Source organism: Rhizobium sp. N731 (assembly GCF_001664145.1).
Taxonomy (GTDB): Bacteria; Pseudomonadota; Alphaproteobacteria; order Rhizobiales; family Rhizobiaceae; genus Rhizobium; species Rhizobium esperanzae.
On sequence record NZ_CP013605.1, the window covers coordinates 340,506 to 353,319 of the forward strand.

The following is a 12,814-nucleotide window of genomic DNA, read 5'->3' on the forward strand; positions in this document are numbered from 1 at the left end:
CGTGCGGACCCCCAAAGGACTCTCTCACTCTTTAGACCGCGTGCCGCGCAAAAGACCCGAAGGTCGGGCCACTCAAGAGGCCACGGCCATCCGCGGGCTCACGGCAGAGGAAGCCCTGCGGCCGTCGGCGGTTTGAAAGCGGGAGATCCGTTCATTCAGCAGTTCCACCTGCTGCCGAAGCCTGTGAATTTCGGCGGTGTTTTCCTCCACCATGGCGGCATTGTGCTGCGTGATATGCTCAATGTCGCGGACGGCGCTGTTGACCTCGTCGATGCCTTTGTACTGCGTGCTGGTGGCCGTCGAGATGACCTGCACCAGCCCGTTGATGGAGGTAAAATGCTCCATGATCGCCGAAAGCGCCTGGCCGGTCTCCTCGACGAGCCTGACGCCGGTGCCAACCTGCGATGCGCTGTTGGAGATGAGATCCTTGATTTCGCGGGCAGCCTTGGCGCACCGCTGCGCAAGCTCGCGCACCTCCTGGGCCACGACGGCAAAACCTCTGCCCGCCTCACCTGCCCGCGCCGCCTCGACGCCGGCATTGAGGGCGAGAAGATTGGTCTGGAAGGCGATCTCGTCGATCACACCGATAATGCTGGAGACCTTGTCCGACGAACGGTTGATGGCGTCCATGGCGTCAACGGCCTTGGCGACGACGGCAGCGGAATGCTCCGCCTGCCGATGCGCCTCGGCGACGGAAAGCGAGGTCTGGTGGGCGTTTTCCGCCGTCGTGCGCACGCTGGCGGTGAGTTCGCCAAGCACACGTGAACTGTCTTCGAGAGCGGCCGCCTGCTGTTCCGTGCGCCGCGCCAGATCGTCGGCCGCACCCGAAAGATTGGTGCTGCCCTCGGCGATTTCGTAGGTGGTGTTGCGAACCTCGGCGAGTGTGCGGCGAAGCGCATCGATCGCCTGGTTGTAGGTCCTGGCCATTGCGACATAATCGGCAGCCAGTTCCTCGCTCATCACGGCGGCGAGGTTGCCGTCGGCAAGTTTGCCGAGCATGTCGGACAGTGCGTCCAGGGCCTCGCTCTGCTCGGCTTCGATGCGCGCCTGCTCGGCGGCGCGGCGGGCCTGTTCCTGTTCGTCGCGCGCCCTGTTCGTTTCAGCGACCTCTTCGAGCCTTGTCTTTTCGAGCGCCTGGTCGCGGAAGACGGTCACGGACCGGATCATATCACCGATCTCGTCGCCACGCTTGCCGTCGCCGATCGGCACGTTGAGATCGCCGGCGGCAAGTCTCGTCATCGTCTGGGTGATCCGCTTCAGCGGTCCGCGTAGCGTTTCGATCAGCATGAGGCCGCCAATGATCGCAAGCACCGTGCCGGCAATCATCGCCGCGAGCGACATCGTGGCCGAACGCTGGCTGATGTCCTTGCCGCTCTCCTGCGCAGTGCTGACGAATTGCTCCAGAGTATGGCTTGCAGCGGCCACGAGTTCGGTTGCCGCCCCCCTCTCTGCCCGCCACCGGTCTGCGACCGATATCAGCAGCGACGTGTCCTTTTCGATCGTGGCGAGGGATGGCTCGATCTTCTTCGCAAGGTCCTGCAAGGCGGCATTTTTACCGCTCAAGGGTACGAGCTGTGCAGCGCTTTCGCGCAGCGCCTTGAGATCGGCGAGAACGGCGTCCCGGGCTTCGGTATCGACCCGTCTGTTCAGTTCACTCAGGTGCAGGCGCAGATCGTCGATCGATTTGAAAGCGGTGCTGACGATCGCCACCATTGAGCGAAGCGTGCCGATGTTCGCATCCATGCCGACAAAACGCTCGATTGCGGTATCGGCATTGCCTGAGGCGAGCTTGACGAACGTCTCCTCGACGCCTTGCAGATCCTGGTCGACCGGAGCATAGCCCTCGAGCGTTAGGTTGGCGCTGTCCTTGGCCATCGCCGCGAGCTTGTCCAGCACCGGCTTCAGCGCGGCAATCTGGCTTTGGGCCTTGTCGGAGGCGACTGCGGCGCTGCCGCCGACCTCCTTGACCAGCGGCGGCAGGAGGCTGCCGAGAGCGCCGGCGATATCGGCGGGGGCAGTCGCCTGCGCTGTTGCCTTGCGCAATTTTGCAATGCGCTGGGCGATAGTCTTGTAGGCGGAGGCATCGAGAAGAAGCGCCCGGACGAAGGCTTCCTTTCCGTTCGCCTGATCCTGAAGGACGTCGAGCTGCTTGCGGGCGGTCTGGCTTTCCTTGAAAAGCTGCGCCACAGCCTGATCGATCGCCTGTTCGGTATTCGTGCGCTCCTGTGCCACGGCCCAGAGCGCGTCGGCGCTACCCTGCATCTTGCCGCCGAGGTCGCGCACCGCCGAGATCTGCTGCTTCTGCGACGGATCGATCAGCATGGCATCGAGCGTCGCAGCCCCCTTCTCCTGATCCGAGATGCCGGCGATCAGCCGGTCGCGCGTGGCCGCCGTCGGAAGATCGGTAAAGGCCGTCAGCGAGGATCTGAGCTGCTGGAAACTGGAAAGCGTGTCGATCGTCTGCCGCGTCAGGGTCATCTGGCCCTTGAGCGTGCCGGCGGTGAAATAGCCGAAAAGCCCGATGCCCGCTATGAGGACGATCAGAGGCACCACGAAGAAGAGAACCTTCGTGACGATCCGCATACGCTGCAACAGTCGATCAATCAATGCCATAAGAAAGCCCCGCCCCCAGGAATGGTCACGCCTGATGGCGCGACGATAGCCGCAACTGCTAAAAAAATGGTCAATAGTGTCGAGTTCGTTCGGAGTCGCCAAATGCGTAACCGAGGCTCCATTTTTCTGCCTCCTCAGGCTCGCTGATAAACCTCGCTCTTTACTCGACGTCATCCTCGGCCTTGTGCCACTGCAGACGCTTCCTGCGAATTGAGACACGAGCAGGAGTTCAATCTCAGGCGACATCCCGACACCGGAGATCGACGAAACCAGCCCCGGCACCTTCTCCCCGTAAACGGGGCGAAGGGGATATGCCGCAGCCTCTCCGTTCCCTCACAGCGTCTCGTAGTGCACGTCCCCTCTCCCCGACAGAACGGGGAGAGGGTGAGGGTGAGGGGCAATCGCAACGCGAATCGGACAGCCATGGAACAAGCCAGAGCATGACGAAAGAGGAGTTGTAGCCTTGGGCCGGAGGCCGGGAGAGCGCATATTTCCGCGCTCACCCTGCCCACTCAGCCGATCGCCATCAGGCTGGCATTGCCGCCGGCAGCGGCGGTGTTGATCGAGGTCGACACTTCCTCCAGCAGCCAGTTGAGGCAATAGGCTTCCGGGTCGCTCGCCAGTTCCTCGCTCGTCGCGGCCTGAACCAAGAGAAGCGGACCGGGCAGCGCGGCGATCTTCCGGTTGACGGCAAGAACTCTGTCGCGATCTCCTTCGACGAGCGCACCGGAAAACGGCCCGTCCTTTTCCCAATCCGATGTCCAGGAAAGGCGGCCGGCCACAGCCGCCGGAAGATCCGCCAGAACCGACTTCGATATCGAACCCGCGTCGACGACGACGTGGTTGCCTGTGGAAAGGGCGGCGGCGACCTGGCGATGCAGCCCCCCTTCCGTCTGCGGAACGAGCAGGATGCGGCCGCGAGGATGGAGCGCGTAGAGATTGCGTTCGCCGACGGGGCCGGTGAGCTCACGTTCGAGGCCGAGCGCCGAGCGGCTCGCATAGCCGCGCGCCACCTCCCCTTCCGCCGTCAAGCCTTTCTTGTCGAGCCAGACGATGTAATCGCGAAGGGCGAGGTCGGTATGAACGGAATCCTGCTGCGGCGGCACTGGCGCGCGCTGCACCAGCCGGCCGATATAGAGCGGACCGCCGGCCTTCGGGCCGGTTCCCGACAGGCCGCGACCGCCGAAAGGCTGCACGCCGACGACCGCGCCGATGATGTTGCGGTTAACGTAGAGGTTGCCGGCCTTGATGCGGCTCGTCACATGGGCAATCGTTTCGTCGAGCCGGGTGTGAAGCCCGAATGTGAGGCCGTAGCCCGAGGCGTTGATATCGTCGATCAGCCGATCGAGGCCGTTCCGCTTGAAGCGGACAACATGCAGGACCGGACCGAAGACCTCCTTCGTCAGGTCCGAAAGCGACTTGATCTCGATGATCGTCGGCGGAACGAAGGTGCCTTTTGCTGCGCTTTGCGGCAGCGGCAGCTGCTCCACCTTGCGGCCGGCCCCGCGCATCGCTTCGATATGCTGGTCGATTTCCGCCTTGGCGCCGTCGTTGATGACTGGCCCGACATCGATGCTCAGCCGATCGGTGCGGCCGATCGTCAATTCACGGAAAGCGCCCTTCAGCATGGCGAGCGTCCTGTCGGCGACGTCGTCCTGCAGGCAGAGAACGCGCAACGCCGAGCAGCGCTGGCCGGCGCTGTCGAAAGCCGATGTCACGACGTCGGCCACGACCTGTTCGGCCAGTGCGGAGGAATCGACGATCATGCCGTTCTGGCCGCCGGTTTCGGCAATCAGCGGGATCGGTTTGCCGGTCGCTGACAGGCGCTCGGCAAGTTGCGCCTGGATCATGCGCGCGACCTCGGTCGAGCCGGTGAACATGACGCCGGCCGTTTCCTGCGCTCCGACCATGCCCGCGCCGAGGCGGCCGCTGCCGGGCACGAATTGCAGCGCGCCGACCGGCACACCTGCTTCGTGGAGGATCTTGACGCTCTCCGAGGCGATGATCGGCGTCACGCCGGCCGGCTTCGCCAGCACCGGATTGCCGGCGACGAGGGCTGCAGCAACCTGGCCGGTGAAAATCGCCAGCGGGAAATTCCACGGGCTGATGCAGACGATCGGGCCGAGCGGCAGATGCGACGGGCCGAGAGTCTTGCGCGCCTGATCGGCGTAATAGCGCAGGAAATCGACCGCTTCGCGTACTTCACCGACCGCGTTGGCGGCGGATTTGCCGGCTTCGCGTATGATGATGCCCATCAGCACCTTGATGCGGGCCTGCATGATATCGGCCGCCCGATCGAGGCAGGCGGCGCGCTCTGCCGGCGGCACAGCCGCCCATTGCGGCGCATATTCGGCCGCCATCGCAACGATACGGGCGGCTTCCTCGACCTTCAGCTCGGTCACCGTGCCGACGACGTCGCCGTGATCGGCGGGATTGGGGACATCGCGCGTCACGCCCTCCGTGGAGCCGTCAGCGAGGATCGGAAGCGCATGCCAGGGCGCGACAGCCGTGGAGGCAAGCGTCTCCGCCAGGTCCGAAAGCGTGATTTCGCTCGAGAGATCGAGGCCGCTCGAATTGGCGCGTGCGTTGCCGTAAAGAGCCTTGGGCGCCGCGATCTGCACATGCGGGGCGCCGACGACGGGCATGGCCGCGACGGTCTCAGCGGGATCGGCGATCAGCGCCTCGACCGAGACGTTCGGATCGGAGATGCGGTGCACGAAGGAGGAATTGGCGCCGTTTTCGAGAAGGCGGCGAACGAGATAGGCGAGCAGCGTCTCATGCGTTCCGACAGGCGCATAGATGCGGCAGGGCCGGTCGAGCTTTTCCTTGCCGACGACCTCGTCATAGAGCGGTTCGCCCATCCCGTGCAGGCACTGGAATTCGTATTTGCCGACCGCGAAATCAGGCCCTGCGAGATGATAGATCGCAGCCAGCGTCTGCGCATTGTGGGTGGCGAACTGCGGGAAAACGGCATCGGCGGCGGCAAGCAGCTTGCGTGCGCAGGCGATGTAGGCGACGTCCGTATAGATCTTGCGGGTATAGACCGGATAGTCGTCGAGACCATCCAGCTGGGCGCGCTTGATCTCCGCATCCCAATAGGCGCCCTTGACGAGACGCACCATCATCCGGCGCCCGGAGCGGCGGGCGAGATCGATGATATAGTCGAGCACGAAGGGGCAGCGCTTGCCATAGGCCTGCACCACGAAGCCGAGCCCGTTCCAGCCGGAAAGTTCCGGAGCAAAGCAGAGTTCTTCGAGAAGATCGAGCGACAGCTCCAGCCGGTCGGCTTCCTCGGCATCGATATTGAGGCCGATATCATAGCTCTTGGCCAGAACGGCGAGCGCCTTGACCTTCGGCAGCAGCTCGCTCATCACCCGGTCGGCCTGCGCTCTCACATAACGCGGGTGCAGAGCCGAAAGCTTGATCGAAATGCCCGGGCCGTCGTAGATGCCGCGCCCAGCCGCCGCCTTGCCGATGGCATGGATCGCCTTCTCGTAATCCTTGAAATAGCGCTCGGCGTCTGCTGCGGTCGTCGCCGCCTCGCCCAGCATGTCGTAGGAATAGCGGAAGCCCTTGGCCTCCAGCGGACGAGCGCGCTTCAGCGCCTCCTCGATCGTTTCGCCGGTGACGAACTGCTCGCCCATCATGCGCATCGCCATATCGACGCCGCGGCGGATGACCGGCTCGCCGGCGCGCGCGATCAGCCGCGTCAGCGCCGCCGACAGGCTGCGGTCGTTGACCGTCGAGGTCAGCTTGCCGGTGACGACGAGACCCCAGGTGGCGGCGTTGACGAACATCGATTTGCCGCCGCCGATATGCGAGGTCCAGTTACCCTCGGCGATCTTGTCGCGGATCAGCGCGTCGCGTGTATCCGTATCGGGAATGCGCAGCAGTGCCTCGGCAAGGCACATCAGCGCGACGCCTTCCTGGCTGGAAAGCGAATATTCCTGCACCAGTCCTTCGACGCCGGTGCCCTTGTGCTTGGCGCGCAGCGCCTCGATCAGCGTGCGGGCGGTGCTGCGGATGTCATAGCGCTTCGCCTCGGAAACGCGCGCTGCCGCAACGAGCGGCGGCAGGCATTCGGTTTCCGGTCGGCGGTAGGCTGATGTGATGGCCTGGCGAAGGTCCGATTGCGGCCGGATCGGCGGGGCAAAGGCGGCGAACGGCACGCCGCCGGCGGGTTCTTTGGAGGATGCGGGGTCGATCGCTGCGTTCAACATGGGAGTCCCTGTTCAATCAAAATCTGTTTAGCGGATAAATGGAACACCTGGCTCGTCATCCCAGAGTGCATCATCCAGAAAAGCGGGACCGGAATATTCCGTCTCGCGAAGCGGGCGCGCCTCCGACTTGTCGCGCTTGAGGGTGAATGCGGCCGCAACCGCTCTTATCGCCACCGGCCTGTAGTGAACGAGCAAGTCCGGCTTCTGATCGTCATCGATTTGTTTCCCGTGCATCCATGATCCCCCTGTGGTGCGGCGCCGCTGCCGATCCCGGCAATGCGCCAGACGCTCACGCCTTCCTCCCATTTGCCGACGCACAATCTATCACAGCCGCAAATCGCGATCTCACTTGATCTTAGCCATTTTTAAGCTGTATGAACTTATAAAACGATCGCCAAGGGTTCATATGTCCACAGAAACCGAGACATTTAGTGATTTGGACCAGTTCGACAGAAAGATCCTCGCGGCGCTGGCCGAGAATGGTAGGCTGTCGATCACCGATCTCGCGGCGCGCGTCGGGCTTTCGAAGACGCCTTGCCAGATCCGCTTCAAGCGGCTGATCAACGACGGCTATATCGAAGGCTTCAAAGCCGTCCTCAACCCCGCGAAAATGCAGCTCGACCACATCGCTTTCGTCGAAGTGAAACTTTCCGATACCCGTGAGGATGCGCTGAAGAGCTTCAACGAGGCCATCAAAAAGATCAGAGAAGTCGAAGAGTGCCACATGATCGCCGGCCGGTTCGACTATCTCCTGAAGATCCGCACCCGCGATATCGGCCGCTACCGCCGCGTCCTCGGCGAACGCATCTCGACGCTGCCGCATGTGGCCAACACTTCGACCAATGTCGCGATGGAGACGATCAAGGAAGGCTGGGACAAATTCGGGTCGAGCCTTTCGTGAACGGCGGGGTTGCCGACAGTTACGCCAAGCCAATATTCGGCCACTGAAGCGCAGGTGAGGGTCAAAATGGATCAGGCCAATAGTCCGCAAGGCTCGGCGAGCGAACAGAGGGAAGCGCGCCGGCTGCAATACCTTCCCTGGCAACGCAGTGCGTCGGACCTAGATCATCCTGCCCATCTCGCCCGCAAGGCTGAGCTTCGGCGATCATGCGGCGCTGAATTGGCCGCGACGTCCTATATCGCCGAACATGCGGCGGTTTTCACCGAAAGCCTGACAATGGGCGAGCGGTCCTGGATTGCCGGGCACGCGCTCGTGCGGGGCGACGTGGTCCTCGGCGACGATTGCAGCGTCAATCCTTTTGCCTGCGTTTCCGGCAAGGTGACCTGCGGTAATGGCGTGCGGATTGCCTCGCATGCATCGATTGTCGGCTTCAATCATGGCTTCGACGATCCCGATCGGCCCATCCATCGCCAGGGCGTCGTCAGCCTCGGCATCGTCATCGGCGACGATGTCTGGATCGGCGCCAATTGCGTGATCCTCGATGGCGTCACGATCGGCAACGGCGCCGTGATCGCCGCCGGAGCGGTGGTCACGCAAGACATTCCTGCGCTAGCGATTGCCGGCGGTGTACCGGCAAAAGTGCTGCGGAGCCGGGGGGCATCTTCCAGGAAATCCGGCACTGGAGAGATCGAAGATCAATTGGGCAGGCTCGGGCAGAAGGCGAAAGAGCAATGGCCCGATATTCTTGGCCGTTGGAAAACACCCGAAGGCTATGAATCGCTGGAAGCGGACGGCGTCAGGCGCCCGGCGATCCGGCATCTCTGCGATGCCATCGAGATTGCGGCCGGCTTCGGGCATCTGCCGCCCGGATTCGATCTGTCGCAGACCGTCGAGCGTCTCCAGGGCCTGCAGGATCGGGAGACCGGCCTTTTCCCGGAAGAACATTCGCCCGGGCATGGCCGGGCGTTGCGGGAGGATCCGAAGGCACTCTACAACGTGCTTTCGGTCGGCTATGCGCTTGAACTGCTTGGCTCCGGGCCACGGCACCCGATCCAGGCGGTGCAGCTCGACGCCGAAGAGCTGGAGCAATGGCTGAACGCCCTGCCCTGGTCGAGCCGGGCGTGGCACGCCGGCAGCGTCGTCGATGCCATCGGAACCGCCATGTACTTCAACGCTAGGCATTTCGGCATCAAAGGGCCACGGCAGGCGCTCTTCGAGTGGCTGAACCGCAATGCCGGCAGCGTCTCCGGCCTCTGGGGCGAGCCGACGGTGGCGGAAGGATGGCTCCAGCCGGTGAACGGCTTCTATCGCCTGACGCGCGGGACCTATGCACAGTTCGGCATGCCGCTTCCGCATCCGCATGCAGCGATCGAGACGGTTCACCTGAATTACCGCAACCACAAAGGCTTCGTTGCCGAGAAATACAATGCCTGCAACCTGCTCGATACGATCCATCCGCTGCTGCTGATCGGGCGGCAGACCGATTATCGCCAGACCGACGGCGAGGCGATCGCGCGCGGCCTGATCTCCAGGGCGCTCGACAGATGGCGGGATGGCGAAGGTTTCCCGTTCGCCGACGGCGGCGAAGCGAGCCTGCAGGGAACGGAGATGTGGCTTTCGGTCATTCACCTGGCGGCCGATTTCCTCGGCCTCGCGGACCAGTTCGCCTTTGTCCCCAAGGGGGTTCACCGGACGTCAACTCCGGGGCTCGGCCTCTGATCAGCCGTGCAGCGAGGCCGTCAGCCAGGCGGCGGCGAGATCGCTCGCATGGCTACGCTTGGCTTTGATCGGCACGATCACGTTGTAGCGGCCTTCGGCTGCAAGCTCGGTTTGCGAGGTGGGCACCAGGGTTCCGTCCTCCAGAAAGGTGCCTATCAGCATGCGCCATCCAAGAGCGATCCCCTGCCCCGCGCGCGCCGCCGCGATGCTTTCGGTGTAGTGATTGAAGCGAAGCGACGGCTTGACCTCGATATTGCCGCCGGTCAGCGACACCCATTGCGCCCAGCCATACCAGGAACGATCGACCACATCCGTTTCGATGAATTCATCGGCGGAGCCGAGCGGGCCATCTCCCCGGCGCTTGAGATGGTCGGGCGAGCAGACCGGGCAGACGACGTCGCCGCGCGAGGCAATGACGGTTCCGTCGCTGAAGGGAGGCACGCCGTACCGGATCGCCACGTCGATCTCTCCGCCATCAAGAGTGATCGGATTATCCTGGGATATCACCCGCACCAGAATACCGGGATTGGCCCGGCGGAATTCGGCAAGCCGCGGCAGCAGCCAGAAGGAGGAGAAGGCGACTGTAGCGCCGATCGTCACCACGTCCTGGCTGCGCGACTGGATCGCCTCTACGCTCTCGGCGATATCGGCGAAACTCTTGGCCAGCGTCGCGCCGAGGCTGACGCAGGCCGCCGTCGGCTCGATCGCCCGGTGCTTGCGCAGGAAGAGCGGCTGCCCGAGTTCCTCCTCCAAGGCGGCGATCTGCCTGCTGACGGCCGCTTGGGTGACGCCGAGTTCGCTGGCAGCCGTGGTGAAGCTTTTCCGGCGCAGCACCGCTTCCAGCGTCACCAGCGCCGTCAGCGATGGAAGCCGTCTTCGAAACTGCATCTCGAAATCCATCACATGAGAAAATATTATGCGAGCGTGATTTTTTATGCCGTTGAAAGACAAGTGCTGCAAGCGCAATCTAGGGAAACTCTCACATAAGAGGTTCTCATGCTAAACAGGCTTCCTTCTTCCATTTCGGCGCTGCTCGACTCCCGCGCGGAAGGCCATTCGCTGCCGGCCGGCCTCTATATCCGCGAAGACGTGTTCGAAGCGGATGTCGACGTCTTCTTCCACAAGCACTGGATCTGCGTCGGCCTCGACTGTGACGTTCCCGAGCCGGGCGACGCCACGGTGATCGATATCGGCAAGACGAGCCTGATCCTGCTGCGCGACGACGAAGGCGAAATCCGCGTGCTGCACAATGTCTGCCGCCATCGCGGCTCCCGCCTTCTCGATGCGGGCAAGACGATCGTTTCGAAGCTCGTCTGTCCCTACCACACCTGGACCTATGAACTGACCGGCGAACTCAGCTACGCCCCTCATATGGGCAAGGATTTCGACAAGGACTGTCGCGGCCTGAAGCCGGTCATCTTCAAATCGATCGGCGGCCTGATCTACGTCTGCCTCTCCGACAATCCGCCCGAGGATATTGCCGGCCTCGAACAGGCGATGGTCGAGCGCCTCGCTCCCTACGACATCCGCAACGCCAAGATCGCTCACCAGACCGATGTCATCGAGGACGGCAACTGGAAGCTGACGATGGAAAACAATCGCGAATGCTACCATTGCTCCGCCAACCACCCGGAGCTCTGCGTCTCCTTCGTCGATCTCGACTTCGGCTTCGATCCGGAAACGCTAAGCCCGGAAGACCGTGAGCAGGCGGAGGAGCATTTCCGGCTTTACGAGGAACGCACGCAGGCTTGGGAGGCCGACGGTTTCCCCTCGGCTGCCATCGAGCAGCTTACCGACTGCGCCACAAACTTCCGCACACAGCGGCTGATCATAGCAGGCGCCGGCGAGTCCCAGACCCATGACGCCACCGCTGCATCCTCCAAGCTGCTCGGGCAGATGACCCGCAAGGATCTCGGCGACACGCATCTGTGGGGTCATAACAGCTGGAACCACTTCATGGGCGACCATGCGGTCGTGGCAACCGTCATTCCGCTCTCGGCAGGCAAGACGCTGGTCAGGACCAAGTGGCTGGTGCACAAGGACGCCGTCGAAGGGGTCGATTACGACCTCGACAAGCTGACGGATGTCTGGATCGCAACGACGGACCAGGACGCCGACCTCGTCGCCCGTTCCCATGCCGGCGCTCTCGATCCCGCCTATCAGCCGGGCCCCTATTCCCGCTTCTCCGAGACGAACCTCGACAAGTTCGCCTCCTGGTACATCGACCGGATGCGCGCTCATGGGTATTGATCTCACTTCCATGCGTCTAGCTCAGAGCGCGCAGCAGGTCTGGGACCCTGAGACCGACGAGACTCTCGTCTGTCTCGACGTCCATCAGGAGACGCATGACGTGAAAAGCTTCACGTTCGCGTCGCCCGAAGGCAAGCAGTTCCACTTCGATGCCGGCCAGTACTTTCTGTTCGACCTCCCCACGGGTTCGGATGGCGAGGCGCGCTGCTACAGCATCTCGTCGTCGCCCCATCGAACGAACGCCTTTACGGTGACGGTCAAGCGTGTGCCAGGCGGCAGGATATCGAACTGGCTCCACGACCACATGGCGCCAGGCATGACCGTCAAGGGTCAGGGACCGCTTGGTCATTTCATCCGGCCCAAGGGCGATAAGATCAAGCTTCTGCTCCTCTCCGGAGGTTCGGGCATCACGCCTGTGATGTCGATCACGCGTGATCTGGCAGACCGCTACGAAGTGTCGGACATCGTCTTCCTGCACGCGGCGAGAACCCCTGCCGATCTGATCTTTCGCCAGGACCTTTCGGGGCTCGCAGCGAGGATGAAGGGACTGCGTCTCCAGTTTCTTCCCGAGACGGTCGCCGGAGAATTATCATGGCCAGGGCTGACCGGCCGGATCTCGCCGGAATTCCTCAAGCTTGCCGTCCCCGACATCGCCGAACGCATCGTCATGTGCTGCGGTCCCGCGCCGTTCATGGCGGCGGCGCGTTCGATCACGGCCGCTCTCGGCGTGCCGGCAGAAAACTATATCGAAGAGAGCTTCGACGCCGCGGTCATCGACGAGCCGGTCCTCGACGTCGAAGCACAGCCGACGGCAAGGACTTTCCAGGTCGAATTCTCGAAACAGAAGAAGACGTTGGAAGTCCCGTCAGACCAGACCGTGCTTTCAGCCGCAAAGAAAGGCAGCGTCCGCCTGCCCTCCTCGTGTTCGAACGGGGTCTGCGGGACCTGCAAGTCGAAGCTCGTCTCCGGCTCGGTGGAGATGAGCCATAATGGCGGAATCCGGCAACGCGAAATCGACGCCGGTTTCTTCCTGCCCTGCTGCTCCAAGCCGCTCAGCGATCTCGTCATCGAGCGCTGAGCGCTCGCTCACCCCACGCCATTCACGGACAAG

8 protein-coding genes are annotated in these 12,814 nt (G+C 63.0%); 4 read left to right on the forward strand and 4 right to left on the reverse strand.

The features are described from left to right. Window positions 1–72 precede the first annotated feature (72 nt). From AMK02_RS26850 to AMK02_RS26860, 3 genes are all read right to left on the reverse strand, one after another. Window positions 73–2,613 carry a methyl-accepting chemotaxis protein gene (locus tag AMK02_RS26850; protein ID WP_064807724.1) on the reverse strand — a complete coding sequence of 847 codons (2,541 nt, stop codon included), beginning with the start codon at window positions 2,611–2,613 and terminating at the stop codon, window positions 73–75. A gap of 512 nt (window positions 2,614–3,125) precedes the next feature. Continuing rightward, the gene (gene putA, locus AMK02_RS26855) at window positions 3,126–6,833 is read right to left on the reverse strand and encodes a trifunctional transcriptional regulator/proline dehydrogenase/L-glutamate gamma-semialdehyde dehydrogenase (protein WP_064807726.1); all 3,708 of its coding nucleotides are present in this window, start codon (window positions 6,831–6,833) and stop codon (window positions 3,126–3,128) included. Between the two features lie 27 nt (window positions 6,834–6,860). Continuing rightward, window positions 6,861–7,067: a hypothetical protein gene (locus AMK02_RS26860; protein WP_064807728.1), complete on the reverse strand. Its 207-nt coding sequence runs from the start codon at window positions 7,065–7,067 to the stop codon at window positions 6,861–6,863. A gap of 172 nt (window positions 7,068–7,239) precedes the next feature. Between AMK02_RS26860 and AMK02_RS26865 the strand changes: the two genes are divergently transcribed. Together AMK02_RS26865 and AMK02_RS26870 are read left to right on the forward strand one after the other, a co-directional pair. Next, window positions 7,240–7,734 carry an Lrp/AsnC family transcriptional regulator gene (locus tag AMK02_RS26865; protein ID WP_064807730.1) on the forward strand — a complete coding sequence of 165 codons (495 nt, stop codon included), beginning with the start codon at window positions 7,240–7,242 and terminating at the stop codon, window positions 7,732–7,734. 66 nt (window positions 7,735–7,800) lie between these two features. After that, on the forward strand, window positions 7,801–9,453 hold the full coding sequence (locus AMK02_RS26870; protein ID WP_064807732.1) for an acyltransferase: 1,653 nt from the start codon (window positions 7,801–7,803) through the stop codon (window positions 9,451–9,453). On the opposite strand, the gene AMK02_RS26875 is transcribed toward AMK02_RS26870, so the two are convergent. Further along, window positions 9,454–10,341 (reverse strand): LysR substrate-binding domain-containing protein, encoded by an 888-nt coding sequence (locus AMK02_RS26875; RefSeq protein WP_064807991.1) that lies wholly within the window; start codon window positions 10,339–10,341, stop codon window positions 9,454–9,456. It abuts the gene before it with no gap. 108 nt (window positions 10,342–10,449) lie between these two features. Here AMK02_RS26875 and AMK02_RS26880 point away from each other — a divergent pair, with 108 nt between their 5' ends. Beyond that, window positions 10,450–11,703, forward strand: a complete 1,254-nt coding sequence (locus AMK02_RS26880) for an aromatic ring-hydroxylating oxygenase subunit alpha (RefSeq protein ID WP_064807733.1) — start codon at window positions 10,450–10,452, stop codon at window positions 11,701–11,703. 10 nt (window positions 11,704–11,713) lie between these two features. Continuing rightward, complete coding sequence (locus AMK02_RS26885; RefSeq protein WP_189637044.1) at window positions 11,714–12,781, forward strand: hybrid-cluster NAD(P)-dependent oxidoreductase; 1,068 nt, start codon at window positions 11,714–11,716, stop codon at window positions 12,779–12,781. Window positions 12,782–12,814: the final 33 nt, after the last annotated feature.

Excerpts from the sequence above, each read along its gene's own strand:
- AMK02_RS26850 (WP_064807724.1), bottom strand. The coding sequence starts at position 2,613 with ATGGCATTGATTGATCGACTGTTGCAGCGTATGCGGATCGTCACGAAG.
- putA (WP_064807726.1), bottom strand. The coding sequence starts at position 6,833 with ATGTTGAACGCAGCGATCGACCCCGCATCCTCCAAAGAACCCGCCGGC.
- AMK02_RS26860 (WP_064807728.1), bottom strand. The coding sequence starts at position 7,067 with ATGCACGGGAAACAAATCGATGACGATCAGAAGCCGGACTTGCTCGTT.
- AMK02_RS26865 (WP_064807730.1), top strand. The coding sequence starts at position 7,240 with ATGTCCACAGAAACCGAGACATTTAGTGATTTGGACCAGTTCGACAGA.
- AMK02_RS26870 (WP_064807732.1), top strand. The coding sequence starts at position 7,801 with ATGGATCAGGCCAATAGTCCGCAAGGCTCGGCGAGCGAACAGAGGGAA.
- AMK02_RS26875 (WP_064807991.1), bottom strand. The coding sequence starts at position 10,341 with ATGCAGTTTCGAAGACGGCTTCCATCGCTGACGGCGCTGGTGACGCTG.
- AMK02_RS26880 (WP_064807733.1), top strand. The coding sequence starts at position 10,450 with ATGCTAAACAGGCTTCCTTCTTCCATTTCGGCGCTGCTCGACTCCCGC.
- AMK02_RS26885 (WP_189637044.1), top strand. The coding sequence starts at position 11,714 with ATGCGTCTAGCTCAGAGCGCGCAGCAGGTCTGGGACCCTGAGACCGAC.